The sequence below is a fragment of the Streptomyces sp. SS8 genome, from assembly GCF_054072955.1.
Genome location: NZ_JBSVCZ010000018.1, coordinates 18414 through 36212, shown reverse-complemented (window position 1 = coordinate 36212; position 17799 = coordinate 18414). Strand labels below are relative to the sequence as shown.

Sequence of the window (17799 nt, the reverse complement as noted above, 5' to 3'; positions counted from 1 at the left end):
CTGCCGAAGGAATCCGGATGAGAAGACTGCACGGGCCGGGCGACCACGTCGTCATCGTCGGGGCGGGGCTGGCCGGGCTGTCCGCCGCACTGCACCTGCTGGGCGCCGGGCGCTCGGTCACCGTCGTCGAGCGGGAGGACGGGCCGGGCGGCCGGGCCGGCCGCGAGGAGTGGGCCGGCTACCGCGTCGACACCGGCCCCACCGTGCTGACCATGCCCGATCTGGTCGACGAGGCCATGGCCGCGGTGGGCGCCAGGCTCGCCGACCACGTCGAGCTGATCGGGCTCCACCCCGCCTACCGCGCCCGTTTCGCCGACGGCGGCTGCCTGGACGTGCACACCGACCCGCACGCCATGGAGGCCGAGATCGCCCGGGTGGCCGGGCCGAAGGAGGCGGCCGGGTACCGGCGGCTGCGCGACTGGCTGGAGCGGCTGTACCGGGTGCAGATGCGCTCGTTCATCGACGCCAACTTCGACTCGCCGCTGGGGCTGCTCGGCGCCGACCTGGCCAGGCTGGCCGCGCTCGGCGGGTTCGGCACCTGGCACGGGCGCGTCGCGCGCTTCCTTCAGGACGAGCGGCTGCGCCGCGTGTTCTCCTTCCAGGCCCTGTACGCCGGGGTGCCGCCCACCCGGGCGCTGGCCGCGTACGCCGTCATCGCCTACATGGACACCGTCGCCGGGGTGTGGTTCCCGCGCGGCGGCGTGCACGCCGTGCCCCGGGCCATGGCCGGCGCCGCCGCCCGTGCCGGGGCCCGCTTCGTCTACGGCGCCGAGGTGACGCAGCTGGAGCGCTCGCCGGGCGGGCGCGCCGCGGCGGTGCGCACCGCCGGCGGGGAGCGGATCGCCTGCGACGCGGTGGTGCTCACCTGCGACCTGCCGCTCGCCCACCGCCTGCTGGGCGGCGCGCCGCGCCGCCCGGTGCCGCTGCGGTACGCGCCCTCGGCGGTCGTCCTGCACGCGGGCGGCGACCGCACCTGGCCCGAACTGGCCCACCACACGCTGTCGTTCGGCTCCGCCTGGGAGTCGACGTTCCGGCAGCTCACCCGGACCGGCGAGCTGATGGGCGACCCCTCCCTGCTGATCACCCGGCCCACCGCCACCGATCCCGCGCTGGCGCCCGAGGGCAGGCACCTGCACTACGTGCTGGCCCCCTGCCCCAATCTGGTCACCGGCCCCCGCGACTGGGACCGCGTCGGCCCCCGCTACCGCGACGAACTGGTCGCCGAGCTGGAGCGCCGCGGGCTGGACGGCTTCGGCGACGCGATCGAGGCGGAGCACCTGGTCACCCCGGCCGACTGGGCCCGGCAGGGGCATGCGGCCGGCACCCCGTTCTCCGCCGCGCACACCTTCGCCCAGACGGGCCCGTTCCGGCCGCGGAACCTGCCGCGCGGCTGGGAGAACGTGGTCCTGGCCGGCTGCGGCACCACACCCGGTGTGGGCGTGCCGACGGTGGTGGTCTCCGGCAAGCTCGCCGCCGCCCGCATCACCGGAGGAGCCGGCCGTACGCGCCCGCCACGGCGCGCGGCGCAGGCTCCGGCCGGTGCCGGCGCGGCCGAGGGGGCGGCCGTATGACGGCGCGCGAGCTGGACGCGGCCGGCGTCCACGACCCGGCGCTGCGCGCGGCCTACACCCGCTGCCGCGAGCTGAACGCCCGCCACGGCAGGACGTACTTCCTGGCCACCCGGCTGCTCACCCCCCGCCAGCGTCCGGCCGTCCACGCCCTGTACGGCTTCGCGCGCTGGGCGGACGACATCGTCGACGACCTCGATCCCGCCCTCACCCACGATCAGCGCGCCCGGGCGCTGGCGGAACTGGACGAGGAGCTGTCGGCGGCCCTGCGCGCCGGGCACGGCGGGCACGGCGGGCACCCGGTGATCGCGGCGCTGGCCGACACCGCCGCCCGCTACGCCATCGACCCGGCGCACTTCACCGACTTCATGCGTTCGATGGCCATGGACCTGCGCGTCACCGAGTACCCCACCCTCGACGACCTGCGGGTGTACACGCACGGCTCGGCGGCCGTGATCGGCCTCCAGGTGCTGCCGGTGCTGGACACGGTCGTGCCGCGCGAGGAGGCCGCCCCGCACGCCGCGGCGCTCGGGGTGGCCTTCCAGCTCACCAACTTCCTGCGGGACGTGGGCGAGGACCTGGACCGCGGCCGGATCTACCTGCCGCTGGACCGGCTGGCCGCCCACGGCGTCGACCGCGACCTGCTGCTGTGGTGCCGCCGGGCCGGGCGCGCCGACGCCCGGGTGCGGGCCGCGCTGCGGGAGCTGTGCGAGACCACCCGGGGGATCTACCGGGAGGCCGAGCCGGGCATCGCCATGCTGCACCCGGTCTCGCGGCCCTGTGTGCGCGCCGCGTTCGTGCTCTACCGCGCCATCCTGGACCGGATCGAGGCGGCCGGGTACGCGGTGCTCCACCGGCGTGCGGTGGTTCCCCGCCGGCGGCGGGCCGCCGTGGCGCTGGGCGGGCTGGCGGACGTCGCCGCCTCGCGCGCCCGCGGCGCCCTGACCGGTGACCTGCCGCGGGTGCCCGGCCGGCCGCGGGACCCGGTGGGGAAGCCGGCGGAGAGAGCAGAGGAAGCCCCGCGGGCCCGCCGGCGGGACGCGCAGCGAGGAGGAGTGCTGTCTTGACCAAGCGCCGTGTCGGGGGTTCGACCGGTTGGCGCAGCCCTCTGCGCCTGATGTCCGACCCCGGCTGGAGCCGCCAGGAGCCGACGTGGCGGGCGGCCCGGCCCCAGATCATCTCCGACGCCCTGAAGCGGGCCTCGGCCCGCCCCTCGGGCAACTGGTACGCGGTGGCGGCCAGTCGCCAGGTCCGTCCGGGCCGCCCCTTCGGCAGGACGGTCGCCGGGGTGGAGCTGGTGTTCTGGCGCGCGGAGTCCGGGCGCCTGGCGGCCGGTCCGGGCGCCTGCCCGCACCTGGGCGCGCCGCTGTGCGACAGCGTGGTGGAGTCCGGGCGCCTGATCTGCCACTGGCACGGCCTGAGCCTGACCGAGCGGGGCATGCCCGGCTGGGAGCCCTACCCCGTGTACGACGACGGGGTGCTGGTGTGGGTGCGGCTGGACCCGGTGGGCGGCGAGGAGCCGCTGGAGCGGCCCTGTCTGCCGCGGCGCCCCGACCCGGCCGCCTCGGTGGACGCGGTGACGACCCTGGTGGGCGCCTGCGAGCCGGAGGACGTCATCGCCAACCGGCTCGACCCCTGGCACGGGGCCTGGTTCCACCCGTACGCCTTCACCCGGCTGACGGTGGTGGAGGAGCCGGACCCGGCCGTCAACGGCGACCGCTTCCTGGTCGACGTGGTCTACCGCGTCGGCCCCCGGGCGGGTGTGCCGGTGCGGGCCGCGTTCAGCGCGCCGGAACCGCGCACGCTGGTGATGCACATCGTCGACGGCGAGGGCCAGACGTCGGCGGTGGAGACCCATGCCACGCCGCTCACCGCCCCGGGGGACCCGAACCCGCGCACCGCCGTGATCGAGGCCGTGCTGGCCACCTCCGGCCGGCCGGGCTTCGCCGTGGCGCGGGCCGCCGCGCCGCTGCTGCGGCCGCTGATGCGGCGGGCCGCGGCCCGGCTGTGGCGCGACGACCTGGCGTACGCCGAACGCCGCCGGCTGCTGCGCCGCCAGGGCCGTTTCCCGGGGGCGGTGTGAGGACCGCCGGGGCGGCGGCCCTCACACCGCCCCTCGCACCGGGCCCCGGCTCAGCGCGGGGGGCGGGCGAGGAAGGTGTGGAGGATGCCGTACTCCCAGCCCGGCAGCGGCACCGTGCGGACGCCTTCGAAACCCGCTGCCGTCAGCCGTTCCGCCAGTTCCGGCGCGGTGTCGAACTCCAGGACGCTGCGCCACAGATGGCGGTACAGGTCCGCTCCGCCCGGGCCGAGGGAGCCCGCGGGGATGATCACCGAGCGGCACACGGCCGTCCAGACCAGGCGGTGCCGCACCGCGCCGGACAGGGCGTACTCGTGGACGGCCAGCCGTCCGCCGGGGCGCAGCAGACCCCGCAGCCCGGTCAGCACCTGGTCCGGGTCGGTCAGGTTGCGCACCAGATAGGCGGCGAACACCGCGTCGAACGGTCCACTCACCCCCGCCCCCTCCAGTTCCTCGGCGGGGGTGTGGACGAAGGTGACGTTCCCGGGCCACCTCTTGGCCGCGGCCCGCTCCAGCATCCCGGCCGAGGCGTCCACCGCGGTGATCTCGGCGTGGGGCGCGGCGGCCAGCAGGGCCGCGGTGGAGGCGCCGGTCCCGCAGCCCAGATCGAGTACGCGCAGGCCCTTGCCGCCGTCCGGCAGGGCCAGCCTGCGGGCGGAGCGGCGCAACTGCCGGTGGTAGCCGGGGTTCGCGCCGGTCAGACGGTCGTAGGCGGTGGAGGCTCCGTCGAACGCGGCGGTCAGCGCGCCGTCCTGCAGGAGGGTCATCGTGTCCGTCCTTCCGCCCGTACGGGCCCGGGGTGTGCGGTCATGGCCGCACGCCTACCCGGCGTGCGGCACCGGGAACGCGCCGGGGGGAGTGCGGGGCGGGCCGCCGGGTGCGCCGCCGGAGGGAGGGGGCGCGGATGAGCCGGCCCAGGGCCACCGCGGGCCCGGACGCACACACGGGGCCGGATGCGGACGCGGACGTGGTCGTGGTCGGTGCGGGAGCGGCGGGTCTGTCGCTGGTCCGCCACCTCCTCGACGCCTCCCCGCCGGCCCTCTCGGTCGCGGTGGTGGAGCCGCCGCCGGGCCCTGTCCGCAGTCCCGAGCGCACCTGGTGCTTCTGGGAGGAGGAGGCGGAGGAGTGGCCGGGCGCCAGCGGGCCCGGCGCGCCCGTCACCGCGTCCTGGCGGCGGCTGCTGGTGCGGGGCCCCGGCGGGGAGACCCTGGGCGGTGACAGCCCCCGGCGCTACCTGATGGTCCGCTCCGCGGACTTCGTCCGGGCGATGGACGCCCGTCTGGCCGCGGCCGGCGCCGTCACCCGCGTCACCGGCACCGTCACCGCCGTCGGGGACGGGCCGCACGGCGCGCGGGTGAGCGGCACGGACGCCGGGGGGCGGCCCTTCGCGCTCACCGGCCGCTGGGTGTTCGACTCGCGTCCGCCACGGGTCCTGCCGCCCGCCCACACCACCTTGCTGCAGCACTTCCGGGGCTGGTTCGTGCGTACCGCCGAGGACCGCTTCGACCCGGGCACGGCGGAGCTGATGGATCTGCGCACCCCGCAGCCGCGGTGCGGGCTGTCCTTCGCCTACGTCCTGCCCCTCACCCCGCGCGAGGCGCTGGTGGAGTACACCGAGTTCTCCCCCTCGCCCCTGAGCGTCCGGGAGTACGAGGCCGCGCTGCGGCACTACACCGAACGCGTCCGTCCGCTGGGCGAGTTCACCGTCACCGGCGCCGAGCAGGGCGTCATCCCCATGACCGACGGGCGCTTCGCGCGCCGAGCCGGGCGCTCGGTGTTCCGCATCGGTACGGCGGGCGGCGCCACCCGCCCCTCGACCGGCTACACCTTCGCCACCGTCCAGCGCCAGAGCGCACAGGTTGCCGCGGCCCTCGCGGCCGGGCGCACCCCCGTGCCTCCCCGGCCGCACGCCCGCCGCCATCTGGCCATGGACGCCGCACTGCTGCGCGCCCTGGCCACCGGCCGCGTGGACGGCGCGGACTTCTTCGCCCGCCTCTTCCGCCGCAACCGGCTGGACAGCGTGCTGCGCTTCCTCGACGGCCGCTCCGCCTTCCACGAGGAGGTCGCGATCGGTCTGCGCTCCCCCATATGGCCGATGGCGCGCTCCCTGGCCGAACTCCCCCTCCTGCCGCGCCGGCCCTCCGCCGCCGTGCCGCGGCCCGGCGATCCCCACCAGCGAAAGGCCTCCCGATGACAGACACGAGAAGTCCGTTCCCCCACCCGCTCGCGGGCCGGAGCCGTACCCGGCTCGCCCGCGACCGTTACGCCGTGCACCGGCCGGCTCCCGCCGGGGCCGCCCGCGTCGGCGACCGCGGGGTGCGCGCCGCCGTGGTGGGCGGCGGCATCGCCGGGCTCACCGCCGCCACCGCGCTGGCCGAACGCGGTGTGACCGTGGACCTGCTGGAACGCGGGGAGGTGCTGGGCGGGCGCGTCGGGGGCTGGTCCACGAAGCTGGCCGACGGCACGTCCGTCACCATGAGCCGCGGCTTCCACGCCTTCTTCCGCCAGTACTACAACCTGCGCAATCTGCTGCGGCGCATCGACCCGGCCCTGTCGATGCTCACCCCGCTGCCGGACTACCCGCTGTGGCACAGCGGCGGAGCGCGGGACAGCTTCGCGCGGGTGCCCCGCACCCCGCCGTGGAGCGTGCTGGGCTTCACCGCCCTCAGCCCGACCTTCACCCCCTCGGGGCTGGCGGGCATGAACCCCCGCGCGGCACTGTCCCTGCTCGACGTGCGGGTGCCCGAGGTCCACGAGCGGCTGGACGGCGTGAGCGCCGCGGAGTTCCTGGACTCCGTCAACTTCCCCGAACCGGCCCGGCATCTGGCCTTCGAGGTGTTCTCCCGCAGTTTCTTCGCCGATCCGCGCCAGTTGTCGGCGGCCGAACTGGTCTTGATGTTCCACATCTACTTCCTGGGCTCGGCCGAGGGGCTGCTCTTCGACGTCCCCGACGCCCCCTTCCCCACCGCCCTGTGGGATCCGCTGGCCGCCCGGCTGGAACGGCTGGGGGCACGGGTGCACACCGGTACCGCCGTTGAGCTGGTGCGCCCCGAGCGCAGCGGCTTCACCGTGGTGACGGCCGGGGGCCGGGAGCCGGGAGCCGAGCGCGGTGAGCGCTACGACGCGGTCGTCCTGGCCGTGGACGGCGCGGGCCTGCGCGCCCTGGTCGGCAACTCCCCGCAGCTGGGCGGCCCCGGCTGGCGGGCGTCGGTCGGGCGGCTGCGCGAGGCCCCGCCCTTCCTGGTCTCCCGCTACTGGCTCGGCCGGCCCGTGGCCGCCGACCGGCCCGGTTTCCTGGGCACCAGCGGCTACGGCCCGCTGGACAACGTCAGCGTCCTGGACCGGTGGGAGGACGAGGCCGCCCGCTGGGCCGCGCGGACGGGCGGCAGCGTGGTGGAACTGCACGCCTACGCCGTCGATCCCGGCGCGGACCGCGCCGCCGTCCAGCGGGCGGCCCTGGCCGAGCTCGCCCGTGTCTACCCGGAGACGGCCGGCGCGCCGGTCGTCGACGAGCGGCACGAGTGGCGGCAGGACTGCCCGTTGTTCGCCACCGGCACCTGGCGGGACCGGCCGGGTGTGCGCACCGGCCACCCCCGGCTGGTGCTCGCCGGTGACCTGGTGCGCACCACGCTGCCGGTGGCGCTGATGGAGCGGGCGGCCACCACCGGTTTCGAGGCCGCCAACGCGCTGCTGGCCACCTGGGGAGTGCGCGGCCATCCGCTGCTGACGGTGCCGCGCCGCGGCCGCTCGGCGCCGCTGCGGCTGCTGGCCTCGGCCCTCGGCGGCTGAGGGGCGGCCCGACGGCCGGGGGCGGTCAGAAGGCGGGGAGCGGCAGGGCTCCGGTGGCGGCCGGCAGGGCGTGCTCGTGCTCCAGCAGCGCCCGTTTGCGCTCCACTCCCCCGCCGTAGCCGGTCAGGGCGCCACCGGCTCCGACGACGCGGTGGCAGGGCACGATGACGCCGACCGGGTTCCTTCCGTTGGCGAGGCCGACGGCGCGGGAGGCCGTCGGCCGGCCGATGTGCTCGGCGAGCCGGCCGTAGGTCCAGGTCCGCCCGTGGGGGATCTCGCGCAACGCGGCCCAGACACGTCGCTGGAACGGCGTTCCGTACAGCCTCAGCGGCAGGTCGAAGGTCTCACGGTGCCCGGCGAAGTACTCCTCCAGCTGCCGGGCCGTCCCGGCGAGCGGCGGCCCGGCGGGCTCCGGCAGCCGCTCGCCGAAGGCCGACTCGTCGGGCCGGTACCGCTGGGCCTCCATGTAGAGGCCGATCAGGTGCTCCTCCTCGGCGACCAGGGTGAGCGGGCCGCAGGGACTGTCGACGACGGTGTGTGCGCGCCTTCCGGGCGCCCGGGGTACTGCGGGCACGTGCTGGGTCTCCTCTCGGCCGCGGTCCGGACGGGCCGGGCCGCTCGGCACCAGCATGGCCCGGCGCCCGCCCGCGGACCGGCGGTTTCCGGACGCCTACCCCCGGGCGGGGGGCGGCCGCCACCGGACGCCGTCAGAGGGCTCCGGGCCGCTGTTTCGGCTCCCCGGACCGTCCCGGGGACTCCTGCTCGGGCGGTGCGGTGAGGTACTCCAGGGTGCCGGTGATGTCCAGGAACCGTTCCAGGAAGGAAGGGCGGTTGTCCAGGTGGAGGCGGGTGCCGTGGACGCCGGCGAGGCGGTGGATGAGCAGCAGCCCGGAGAGTCCCGTGGAGTCGCAGGTGCTCAGCGCGGCGAAGTCGAGGTGGAGGTCTTCCGGCGCCGGCCGGCCGCCGAGGTGCAGGCGTGCGGCGCCGACCAGTTCCCCGGTGGTCTCGTGGTCGAGGTCGCCGGTGACGCGGAGCCGGGCGGTGCCGGGGCCGGTCTCGGCCGCGAGCGCGAAGGAGGGGCGGTGCATGGGTGTCATTCGGGCTTTCCGTGGCCGGTGGTGTCGGGGGCGGGGGTGGGGGCTGTGCATGCGTCGAGGGCCCGGTGGGCCTGCTCCAGCAGCCGGGTGGCGCGGGGGAAGTCCTTCAGCTGTCCGGCCAGCAGGTCCAGCGCGGGGCGCAGGGAGTGGGCGGGGACCTTGCGGGCGGTGAGGATCCGCGCGGTCCAGGTGATGAAGCCGGTGAAAAGCTCCTCGTCGTCGACGTAGAGGGCGGTGGAGAGGAAGTCGACGATGTGGACGACGTCCTCGGCGGTGTGCTGCCGCTGGCGTTCGGTGTAGTCGCGCATGGCCGGGAACCGCTTCTCCAGCCCGGCCACGGTCTCTCCCACCAGCCGGGGAGCGGTGCGCGAGACCATCGTGTACTCCTGGTCGGCGAGGTGGGGCAGGTCGTCGACCGGGTGGTGCGCGGGGCGCGGGCCGGGCAGCGTCAGTGCCTCCCCGCCCAGCCTGTCGGCGGCGGCGCGGGCGTCCGGGGCCCAGGCGTCGGCGCCCAGCAGGCGTGCGTGGCGTCCGTCGGGGCCGAAGGCCGCGCCGCCGGCCAGCACCGGGGTGCCGGCCGCCTGGCAGGCGGTGATCGCGGCGTGGGCGGCGGGCAGGCGGGTGGGGATGGAGGAGGACAGCGCGACGGCGCAGGGCCCCGTGCGGTGCAGATGTGCTATCAGGTGCGGGACGGGGACCTGGGCGCCGAGGAAGTCGACCTGCCAGCCGCGCAGCGCCAGCACCTCGGCGAGCAGCCGGGCGGGCAGGGCGTGCCACTCGCCGTCCACGCAGGCGACCGTGACGCGGCCCGCCCCGGCGCCGGGGCGGGCCGTGCCGCGCACCCGGTGGGCGAGCGCGGCGACGATCCGGTCGTTGATGGCGGTGGCGGCGTGCTCCTGCGCCACGGTGATGCGGTCGGCGGCCCACTCGGTGCCCACCTTCCGCTGGACGGGCGCTATGACGTCCAGCAGTACCGCCTCCGGGTCCGTGCCGGCGTCCAGCGCGGCGAAGACGGCCTCGGAGGCGGCGTACTCGTCGCCCTCGCGGACGGCGTCCCACAGTCTCTCCCGTGCCGCGCGCGGACCGGCCGCGGAGTCCGCAGCGCCGGGGGCGTGGTCCGTGTGGATGGTCATGCCGTGTACCTGCCCCGGGTGTGGCCGTCCACCGCGCTGAGGTGCACGGTGCGCGGCGCGGTGATGGCGACGACGGCCATGTCGTCGTGGCTTCCCCCGGCGACCCACTGGCCGGCGAGCATCTGGACGCGTTCGACCACGGCCTCCGCCGGCATGGCCGCGCACTCCCCGAGCGCGTCCTTCAGCCGCCGCTCCCCGAACATGTCCCCGCCCAGGGGTCCGCCACGGGCCTCGGTGATGCCGTCGGTGTACAGCAGGCACGTCTCGCCCGGCGCGAGCTCGACCGTGGCCGTGCGTGCCCGGACACTGGGCAGCACGCCGATCAGCGATCCACGGGTGTCGGCCTCCTCCACGCTCCCGTCGGCGCGCACGATCAGCGGCGGGGGGTGGCCGGCGCTGGTCAGCCGGAGCCTGACGTGGTTGTCCACGCGGGCGGCGGAGGCCAGTACGAGGGTGGCGAAGCGGGTGTGGTGCGAGCTGACCAGCGCGCCGTTGAGCAGGCCGAGCACGCGCGGATGGTCGCCGGCCATCGGCAGCAGCGCGTGCAGCGTGTTGCGGATCTTCCCGGTCAGGACGGCCGCCTCCAGCCCTTTGCCGCACACGTCCCCCAGGACGATCAGGGACTCCTCGTCCGGCCCGGCCGCGGGGTGGAGGTCGTAGAAGTCGCCGCCGACCCACTCCTTGAGCTCGGATACGCGGTAACCGCCGGCGAACTCGACCCCGTGCACCTGGCGCAGCTTCGGCGGGAACAGCTCCCGCATCAGCGTGGCGGTGATGGCGGCCTGCTCGGCGTACAGGCGCGCGGCCGACAGCGCGGCTCCGGCCCGGGCGGCGAAGAGCCCCGCGAAGGTCTCCTCGCTCCGGCTGAACGCGGCGTGGTCGCTGCGGCGCAGCAGGACCAGGGCCCCGGCCGGTACGCCGTGGCCGGGCAGGGGGGTGACCACCACCGAGCCCGCCGGTCCGTCGAAGCGGGGCGGCACGATCCACTCGGGCAGCAGTGCGGGGTCGATCCAGCGCGAGGGCACCGGCGGGAATCCCTGGAGCGCCTCGCTCAGGCCCGGCACCGTCTCCGGGTCCGCCTCGACCATGCCGTGCACCGGGCCCTCGGGGCCGCTGTGGGTGACCGGGAGTCTGCGCCCGGCCGCCGGGGCGATCAGTACGGCCGCGTCCGCCAGATGCCGCACGGCCAGACGCACGGTCGCCTCCATGCACCGTTCGACGTTCAGGGTGCCCGACAGGGTCTCGGACACCTCCGCGAGAAAGGCGGTGCGTTCCCGCTCGCCGCGCAGGGCGTCCTCGGCCAGGCGCAGTTCGGTGTCGTCGAGCAGCCACCACACCACGTCGCCGTTCCCGCCGCGGGCCGGATGCGCCCGCAGGCTCCGCCCGCCCGCCTCTCCCCGGGGCGCCTCGCCCGGCCCGGAGAGCGGGCCGGAGAGCGGGCCGGAGAGCGGGCCGGAGAGCGGGCCGGAGGAGGCGGTCAGGCGCCGGTGGGCGTCGGCCAGCCAGTGCGGTACCGCCTCCTCCAGCCGTGCCCCGGGCACCGCCTCGGGGAGGAGTCCGGCGGCGACCGCGTTGGCCCCCACCACCACTCCGGACGGATCCACCGCCACCACCACGCAGGGCGCGTCGTCCCACGCGGCACCGGTTCCGGTGCCGCGCGGCCGGGCGGATGAGTCCTCGGAGATCGTCACAAGCGGGGGTCCGCGTGCCGCGGGCCCCACCACCTTCCTGCTGGATGGACACTGAACGGAACGCCGGGCGGGACGCCGAACAGGGAATTGCCGTCCGACAACCTTCCCCCGGATGCCGCGATCAAGGCAACCGTGACGCCCGGGAGGACGGGACGCCTCCGCGGGGGTGCCCCGCGCACGGCTTCCGCCTGCCCCATGAGAACAACCGGCGGTACGGATTCGGGGCGGAGAACGGCGTTTCGCCGCGATGGTGAGAAACCTCACCGATCCGGCTCCATCCCCGGCCCGCTTCACCGCCGGAGCGGGCCGGGGGCGGCAGTCGCCCTCGAGCACGCCCGTACGGCGTCACACGAAGACGCCACACCTGAATAATGTCCCTTATGTCTTTTTTGCGGCGGTCGATGGAGAACGCGGGACCCACCGGGCTGCCCCTGGAGGTGTTCGACCCGGCCCCGGTCGGGGTCCTGGTGTGCCGGGGTCCCGACCACGTCCTGGCGTACATGAACGCCGCCTACCGCGCGATCTTCGGGGACCGGCCGCTGGGGGTGCCGGTGCGGCGGGCGTTCGCCGATCTGGAGCAGCAGGACTATCTGGAGCTGTTCGACTCGGTGCTCCGCGACGGGGAACCGGCGCGGGTCTCCGCCGCGCCCGTCACCGTCCGCTACGCCCACGGCGAGATCGAGCGGCGGTACTTCTCGTTCAGCATCTCCAGGGTCGCCTCCGCCGGGGAGGAGTCCGGGGTCCTCGTCGTCGCCGCCGAGGTGACCGCCGAGGTCACCGCGGCCGAGCACGCCCGGACGCTCGCCGAGGAACGGCGCCGGACGCTGCTGCGCTACGAGAGCCTGGTGGCCACGAGCACCGAGAAGGTGTGGGTGGCGGACCCGGGCGGCCTCCTCGTCGAGGGGAGCGAGGGATGGGAGCGTGCGACGGGACTCCCCTGGGAGGAGCTGCGCGGTGCCGGATGGCTCGGCACCGCCCACCCCGACGACCGCGCGGCCCTGGCCCAGGCATGGTCCCGGGCCGTCAGGGAGGTGCCCGAGCGGTTCCAGCACACCTACCGGCTGCGGTACGCCGACGGGACCTACCGGCACTGCCTGCTGCGCGCCGTTCCGGTGCGCGACGGCGGGGGCGTGCTGGAGTGGATGGCCGCCTGCGTCGACACCGAGGAGCAGTGGTGGCGGGAGTTGCGCGACTCCCTCCTCGGCCGTGCCGCGGTGGCGGTGACGGAGTCGGGGGACGCGCCGGACGCCTTCGCGGCCCTGAGCCGTGTGGTCGTTCCCGCCCTGGCCGACGAGTGCGGCATCTACCTGCTGCCCGAGCCCGTGGGGCAACCGTCCGGAGACGGCCGCCTGACCGTGGAGCGGGTCGCGGCCACCGCGCGCGAAGGGCTGCCCGCGGGCCTGCCGCCGCGCCGCGAGGAGTACATCGGCCCCGGTCACGCGCTCGCCCGCGCCGTCCGCGAGCGGCGCCCGTTCCACTGTTCCTTCGCCCCGGGCGCCGTACCGGCGGATGTCGCGCCGCCGGGCGTGGGGCCCTGGCTCTCCCGCGCCGGGGCGCACGGCGGGGTGATACTGCCGGTCCTGGTCGACGGAGCGGTGGCCGCCGTGGTGACCGCCTTCGTCTGCGGGGACCGGGCGCCGATCGGCCCGCGGGAGCGGACCCTGATGCGGGAGGTGGTGGAACAGGCCCACGATGCGCTCAGCCAGGCACTGCGGCTCCAGCGCGCCCAGCGGGTGGCACGGGCGCTGCAGCGCAGTCTGCTCACCGAACCGCCCGACCACCCGCATCTGCGGATCGCCGCGCGCTATCTGCCCAGCCCGGCCGCTGCCGATGTGGGCGGGGACTGGTACGACTCCTTCCCGCTGCCCTGCGACGCCCTGGCCCTGGTCATCGGTGACGTGGCCGGACACGACCTGGGGGCCGCCGTCACCATGGGCAGGATGCGCAACATGCTCCGCGCGCTCGCCGCCGACCACGGCCGGCGGCCGCCCGGCGAGGTCGTACGGCGGCTGGACGCGGCCGTGCAGGCCCTCGATCCGGACACGGGCACCACCACCTGTGTGATGGCGCGGGTGGAGCGCGGCCCGAAGGCACGGGCGGAGGCGGGCGGCGGGAGCGCGGAGGGGCCCTGGCGGCTGACGTACACCGCCGCCGGACACCCCCCTCCCCTGCTGCTCTCCGGGGACGGCGGCGCCCGCTTTCTGGAGGGCGCCCGCGGCCCCCTGCTCGGCATCCTGCCGCCGGAGGCCTCCCGGGAGAGCGCGACCGAGGAACTGCCGCCCGGCTGCACCCTGCTGCTCTACACCGACGGCCTGGTCGAGCGCCCCGGGGAGCCCCTCGACCTGGGACTGGAGCGGCTGCGGCGCAAAGCCGCGGCCCTCGCCCGCGAGCCCGTCGGCGCCCTGTGCGACGGCCTGGTGGCCACCACCGCCGCCACCGGACGCGACGACATCGCCCTGATCGCCCTGCGCCTGCCCGTTCCCGTGCCCGGCCGCTGAACCACCGGGGTCCGGTGCGCAGCGCTCCCGGGCACGGGCGGCGGGCCGTACGGGGCAGTGGTCACGGTCCGTCCCGGGGCCGCACGTCCCCGCCCCCGAGCGGCGGCCGGGGCCGTACGTCCCGGGCGGCGGGGCCTTTCGGCCCTGATCCCCGTCCGGCGCCCGAAAGCGCCGCCCGCCGCTGCTAGACAGGTCGTGGCCGCACGTCAGCGGCCGACGAATCCCGTACCCCTCCTCCTAGGAGCGTCATGCTTTCCGCCGAATCGGCCTCGGTGATCCGTGCCACCCTGCCCGCCGTTGGCGGTGCGCTGGACGAGATCACCACCCGCTTCTACGCGACCATGTTCGCCGACCGTCCCGAACTGCTCGACGGCATGTTCAACCGCGGCAACCAGGCCAGCGGCGCGCAGCGGCAGGCCCTGGCGGGCTCCATCGCCGCCTTCGCCGGAGCCCTGGTCACCGAGCCCGGCGTCCGGCCCGACGCACTGCTGGCCCGCATCGCCCACAAACACGCCGCCGTCGGCGTCACCGAGGACCAGTACACAATCGTGCACAAGTACCTCTTCGCCGCCATAGCCGATGTGCTCGGCGACGCGGTCACCCCCGAGGTGGCGGCGGCCTGGGACGAGGTGTACTGGCTGATGGCGGGAGCCCTGATCGCCCAGGAGGCCCGCCTCTACCTCATGGCGCAGGTCAGGCCCGGGCACCCCTGGCGGCAGTGGACGGTCGTCGAGCGGCGCGAGGAGACCCCCGACACGGTGTCCTTCCTGCTGCGCCCCTCCGACGGGGCGCCCGCGCCGGCCGCCCGCGCGGGCCAGTACGTGAGCGTGCGGGTGCGGATGCCCGACGGCGTCCACCAGCTGCGCCAGTACAGCCTCTCCTCCGCCCCCGGGGACCGGACGCGCCGGATCACCGTCAAGCGGGTCCACGGCGACGGCGCCCCGGAGGGCGAGGTCTCCGGCCTGCTGCACCGCACCGTGCGGGCGGGCGACGAACTGACCCTGTCCGCCCCTTTCGGGGACGTGGTGCTGGACCGGTCCGACCGGCCGCTGATGCTGGTCTCCGCCGGAATCGGCTGCACCCCCATGGTCGGCATGCTCGAACACCTCGCCGTCACCGGCTCCACCCGCCCGGTGACGGTGCTGCACGCGGACCGCTCCCCCGGCGACCACGCACTGCGTGCCGACACCGGTCGGCTGGTCGAGCGTCTGCCGGGAGCCCGCTCGGTGTTCTGGTACGAGCGGCCCGGCGCCGAGGAGCCCTACGCCCGCCGGGGCGCGATGGACCTCGACGAACTGGGGGTGGACCCCGACGCGAGCGTGTACCTGTGCGGTCCGCTGCCCTTCATGCGCTCCGTGCGCGAGCAGTTGCTGCGCGCGGGGGTCCCGGCCCGGGAGATCCGGTACGAGGTCTTCGGGCCCGACCTGTGGCTGGCCGACGCGGCGGCCTGAGGCCGCCGCCCCTCCCAGGGCGGTCACGGGTGAGCATGACGGCCCGCCGGTGCGACCGGCGGGCCGTACGCGCGTGCGCTCCCGCGCCCGCGCACGGGACCGGATGCGACGGGCGCCGGCGGTGCGGGAACATCCCGGGCCCGGACAGCGCTACTCACTGTGCCCCTGCGTTATGAGCGGTATGAGATGGAAGGTGTGGGAACAGTGGCTGAGACAGGACGGGCGCTTCCCCGGCCGGCCGGGGAGACGCCGATGGTCACCTCCTGCGACCGGCGGATCTCCGTGAAGTGTCTGCGGCTGCCGACCGCGGACCGGCCGATCAGCCGGGTCACCCTGGATCTCGGCCCGGGCCGCGACAGCACACCGGGCACCTGGGCCGCGCTCACCACCGAGGAGGCGCGCGAGCTGGCCCGGCGGCTGCTGGCCCAGGCCGCCCTGGCCGAGCGTGAGGCCCCCCGGCCCTCCGCGGCCCCCGGCTCGCCGGTGCGTTCCGGCTCCCTGCCGTCCGCGCCGCCCTCCCCGCCGGTACCGCCGGTATCGCCCGGCTCACCCCGGGTCTGATCCGGCTCCGGGCAGGTCGAGCGGCCCGGGCCGCTCCTCCCGGGCCGCTCGACCTGCTCCCCCCACGGCTCCCCACAGCCGCGACGACGATGCTGCCCGTCCCGCCGCGTCCGCCACAGGGCCGAAAGGGGAACACCCCTTGGGACCAACGTCCCCGTCCGCCCGGCCGGCGGGCCCCGCGGCCCCGGTCCGGTGACGCACCACCGCGCGAACCGACCGTGCCTCAGGAACGCGGTCCAGTGGCGGTGTTGCGCCGCATGCGGACAGTTACCCCGGGTACACGGCGTACACGGCGCGCTCGGCGTGCCGCGCAGCCGACGACGACCGGGGGTGCGAAGGATGAGGCACGGTCTTCCGCGAAAGGGTACGGGCCCCGGCACGACCACGGCGGTACGCGGGGAGCCCGCCGCGCCCCGGCCGCCCCTGGTGCGGGCGCTGGTGATGGTGGTGGCCCTGGCCGCGACGGTGCTGTTCGCCGTGGTGCTGGCCAAACTGACCCTGACGCCGTCGTACGCCTCGGAGGCGCTGACGCACAGCAATCTGCGGCCGGGCGACTCCATCCGCAACTACCTGGACCAGCCCGCGTTCCGCGACACCGTCAAGCAGCTCGGCGGCAACATCGCCCTGGGGGTGCCGTTCGGGGTGCTGCTGCCGGTGGCCTGGCCGCGTGCCCGCGGGCTGCTGCGGGTGGCCCTGCTGACCATGGCGGTGATGGTGGCGGTGGAGCTGGTGCAGGGGGCCGTGGTGCCGGGCCGGGCGTTCGACATCGACGACGTCATCCTCAACACCACCGGCGCGCTGCTGGGTTATCTGCTGCTCGGCCGCCGCATCGGCCGCGCCGTCCATCCGCCCCGCCGCCGCTGGTGGCAGCGGGGCGCGAGGCGGGGAGGCGCCGCGGCCGCCGGGCCCGGGAAGGCCTGAGACGCCGGTGCCGCGGCCGCCGGCCGGGCCCGGCGGCCGCGGCGCCTTCGTTCCTCCCTCACCGCCCGTCCGGCGGGAGGCCCGGTCTCACCAGATGGCCTCGACCCACTCGGGGCGGTCGATGAACGGGTTCCGGTTGCGCTGGTACTCGTTGTGGATGACCTCGTTGCGGTTGCGCTCGAAGGAGTCGGGCGGGTCCTGCCGGTGCCACTGCTTCAGGACGCTGATACGCCCGTGGTAGGGCGCCGAGCCGTTGCCCACCCGGTCGTTGGGCTCCAGGTCGGCGAAGCCGTCCTCGCCCTCGTAGCGCACGGCCATGTAGAGGATCATGCGGGCCACGTCGCCCTTGACCGCGTCGCGGGGCTCGAAGCTGTCGCCGTCGGTGTAGTTGCCGGGTGCTCCGGAGACCGCGCTGCCGCCGTTGTCGAAGTCCTTGTTCCCCCGGATGCTGTTGACCCGTACGTCCGTGGGGCGCAGATGGTGCAGGTCGGTGCCGGGTCCGGTGCTGGTGCCGAAGCCGCCGTGGGACTTGGCCCACACGTGCTCGCGGTTCCAGTCGCCCAGGTCGCCGCCGTGCTCGGACTTCGCCTGGGAGCGGCCGCTGTACAGCAGGATCACGTTGTCCGGATCGGAGGGGTCCTCGTCGGTGTCTCCCAGCGCGTCCCAGACCTGGCTGTAGGAGAGCCTGGTCTGCTCGCTGATGATGTCGTTGAGCGCCGCCTTCAGCGCGGCTCCGGTCTTCCCCTCGGCGGACGCGTAGTAGGTGTCCGCCGAGGAGGCCGGGAGCGCGGCGGAGGAGACGGGGGCGGGAGCGGCCGAGACGGGGGTGGGGACGGCCACGGCCAGCAGGGCGGCCGCGGCCAGGGCTATGCCTCCGGCCGCGGACCCACGGGAGCGGGACATGTGGGGATGTCCTTTCGGTAAGCCCCGGATCAGGGACTGCCAACGGTTGTTCGATATGCGGAGCTTCCCATGCGAGCATGTCCCTGCCAACAGCACAGTGGGAAGAT

Annotated in this window: 15 protein-coding genes; 9 read left to right on the top strand and 6 right to left on the bottom strand. The window is 75.7% G+C overall.

From position 1 onward, the window contains the following. Positions 1–17 precede the first annotated feature (17 nt). From crtI to ACW69E_RS18075, 3 genes are read left to right on the top strand one after another with little or no spacing between them, the layout of a single operon-like run. Positions 18–1571: a phytoene desaturase family protein gene (gene crtI, locus ACW69E_RS18085; RefSeq protein WP_457499284.1), complete on the top strand. Its 1554-nt coding sequence runs from the start codon at positions 18–20 to the stop codon at positions 1569–1571. Further along, entirely contained in the window at positions 1568–2635 is a 1068-nt protein-coding gene (locus tag ACW69E_RS18080) for a phytoene/squalene synthase family protein (RefSeq protein ID WP_457499283.1), read from the top strand. Before crtI ends, ACW69E_RS18080 begins: the two co-directional genes overlap by 4 nt. Positions 2636–2685: 50 nt before the next feature. Further along, complete coding sequence (locus tag ACW69E_RS18075; protein ID WP_457499360.1) at positions 2686–3651, top strand: DUF5914 domain-containing protein; 966 nt, start codon at positions 2686–2688, stop codon at positions 3649–3651. A gap of 50 nt (positions 3652–3701) precedes the next feature. Here ACW69E_RS18075 and ACW69E_RS18070 read toward each other — a convergent pair whose 3' ends face one another. Further along, complete coding sequence (locus ACW69E_RS18070; protein WP_457499282.1) at positions 3702–4415, bottom strand: class I SAM-dependent methyltransferase; 714 nt, start codon at positions 4413–4415, stop codon at positions 3702–3704. A gap of 137 nt (positions 4416–4552) precedes the next feature. Here ACW69E_RS18070 and ACW69E_RS18065 point away from each other — a divergent pair, with 137 nt between their 5' ends. Next, on the top strand, positions 4553–5842 hold the full coding sequence (locus ACW69E_RS18065; protein WP_457499281.1) for a lycopene cyclase family protein: 1290 nt from the start codon (positions 4553–4555) through the stop codon (positions 5840–5842). Continuing rightward, positions 5839–7437 (top strand): FAD-dependent oxidoreductase, encoded by a 1599-nt coding sequence (locus tag ACW69E_RS18060; RefSeq protein ID WP_457499280.1) that lies wholly within the window; start codon positions 5839–5841, stop codon positions 7435–7437. The genes ACW69E_RS18065 and ACW69E_RS18060 overlap by 4 nt, the downstream gene beginning before the upstream one ends. A gap of 25 nt (positions 7438–7462) precedes the next feature. Here the strand turns inward: ACW69E_RS18060 and ACW69E_RS18055 are convergent, their stop codons facing one another. The 4 genes from ACW69E_RS18055 to ACW69E_RS18040 all read right to left on the bottom strand — a co-directional run bounded on the left by ACW69E_RS18055 (position 7463) and on the right by ACW69E_RS18040 (position 11358). Further along, complete coding sequence (locus tag ACW69E_RS18055; RefSeq protein ID WP_457499279.1) at positions 7463–8011, bottom strand: methylated-DNA--[protein]-cysteine S-methyltransferase; 549 nt, start codon at positions 8009–8011, stop codon at positions 7463–7465. A 133-nt stretch (positions 8012–8144) separates the two neighbouring features. Beyond that, positions 8145–8534 carry an STAS domain-containing protein gene (locus tag ACW69E_RS18050; RefSeq protein WP_457499278.1) on the bottom strand — a complete coding sequence of 130 codons (390 nt, stop codon included), beginning with the start codon at positions 8532–8534 and terminating at the stop codon, positions 8145–8147. Continuing rightward, positions 8531–9667 (bottom strand): cobalamin B12-binding domain-containing protein, encoded by a 1137-nt coding sequence (locus ACW69E_RS18045; protein WP_457499277.1) that lies wholly within the window; start codon positions 9665–9667, stop codon positions 8531–8533. The genes ACW69E_RS18050 and ACW69E_RS18045 overlap by 4 nt, the downstream gene beginning before the upstream one ends. Then, the gene (locus tag ACW69E_RS18040; RefSeq protein WP_457499276.1) at positions 9664–11358 is read right to left on the bottom strand and encodes a PP2C family protein-serine/threonine phosphatase; all 1695 of its coding nucleotides are present in this window, start codon (positions 11356–11358) and stop codon (positions 9664–9666) included. Before ACW69E_RS18040 ends, ACW69E_RS18045 begins: the two co-directional genes overlap by 4 nt. 401 nt (positions 11359–11759) lie before the next feature. On the opposite strand from ACW69E_RS18040, the gene ACW69E_RS18035 reads away from it, so the two are divergent. The 4 genes from ACW69E_RS18035 (at position 11760) to ACW69E_RS18020 (ending at position 16789) form a co-directional block, all read left to right on the top strand. After that, positions 11760–13856 (top strand): SpoIIE family protein phosphatase, encoded by a 2097-nt coding sequence (locus ACW69E_RS18035; protein ID WP_457499275.1) that lies wholly within the window; start codon positions 11760–11762, stop codon positions 13854–13856. A 248-nt stretch (positions 13857–14104) separates the two neighbouring features. Next, positions 14105–15307: a globin domain-containing protein gene (locus tag ACW69E_RS18030; RefSeq protein ID WP_457499274.1), complete on the top strand. Its 1203-nt coding sequence runs from the start codon at positions 14105–14107 to the stop codon at positions 15305–15307. Between the two features lie 204 nt (positions 15308–15511). After that, complete coding sequence (locus tag ACW69E_RS18025) at positions 15512–15868, top strand: hypothetical protein (RefSeq protein WP_457499273.1); 357 nt, start codon at positions 15512–15514, stop codon at positions 15866–15868. Positions 15869–16207: 339 nt separating this feature from the next. Continuing rightward, the gene (locus ACW69E_RS18020; protein WP_457499272.1) at positions 16208–16789 is read left to right on the top strand and encodes a VanZ family protein; all 582 of its coding nucleotides are present in this window, start codon (positions 16208–16210) and stop codon (positions 16787–16789) included. Between the two features lie 87 nt (positions 16790–16876). On the opposite strand, the gene ACW69E_RS18015 is transcribed toward ACW69E_RS18020, so the two are convergent. Further along, entirely contained in the window at positions 16877–17692 is an 816-nt protein-coding gene (locus ACW69E_RS18015) for an endonuclease I family protein (RefSeq protein ID WP_457499271.1), read from the bottom strand. Between the last annotated feature and the right edge of the window lie 107 nt (positions 17693–17799).

What these genes read in the sequence shown, in the direction of transcription:
- crtI (WP_457499284.1), top strand. Translation starts at nt 18, where the DNA reads ATGAGAAGACTGCACGGGCCGGGCGACCACGTCGTCATCGTCGGGGCG.
- ACW69E_RS18080 (WP_457499283.1), top strand. Translation starts at nt 1,568, where the DNA reads ATGACGGCGCGCGAGCTGGACGCGGCCGGCGTCCACGACCCGGCGCTG.
- ACW69E_RS18075 (WP_457499360.1), top strand. Translation starts at nt 2,686, where the DNA reads ATGTCCGACCCCGGCTGGAGCCGCCAGGAGCCGACGTGGCGGGCGGCC.
- ACW69E_RS18070 (WP_457499282.1), bottom strand. Translation starts at nt 4,415, where the DNA reads ATGACCCTCCTGCAGGACGGCGCGCTGACCGCCGCGTTCGACGGAGCC.
- ACW69E_RS18065 (WP_457499281.1), top strand. Translation starts at nt 4,553, where the DNA reads ATGAGCCGGCCCAGGGCCACCGCGGGCCCGGACGCACACACGGGGCCG.
- ACW69E_RS18060 (WP_457499280.1), top strand. Translation starts at nt 5,839, where the DNA reads ATGACAGACACGAGAAGTCCGTTCCCCCACCCGCTCGCGGGCCGGAGC.
- ACW69E_RS18050 (WP_457499278.1), bottom strand. Translation starts at nt 8,534, where the DNA reads ATGACACCCATGCACCGCCCCTCCTTCGCGCTCGCGGCCGAGACCGGC.
- ACW69E_RS18045 (WP_457499277.1), bottom strand. Translation starts at nt 9,667, where the DNA reads ATGACCATCCACACGGACCACGCCCCCGGCGCTGCGGACTCCGCGGCC.
- ACW69E_RS18035 (WP_457499275.1), top strand. Translation starts at nt 11,760, where the DNA reads ATGGAGAACGCGGGACCCACCGGGCTGCCCCTGGAGGTGTTCGACCCG.
- ACW69E_RS18030 (WP_457499274.1), top strand. Translation starts at nt 14,105, where the DNA reads ATGCTTTCCGCCGAATCGGCCTCGGTGATCCGTGCCACCCTGCCCGCC.
- ACW69E_RS18020 (WP_457499272.1), top strand. Translation starts at nt 16,208, where the DNA reads ATGAGGCACGGTCTTCCGCGAAAGGGTACGGGCCCCGGCACGACCACG.
- ACW69E_RS18015 (WP_457499271.1), bottom strand. Translation starts at nt 17,692, where the DNA reads ATGTCCCGCTCCCGTGGGTCCGCGGCCGGAGGCATAGCCCTGGCCGCG.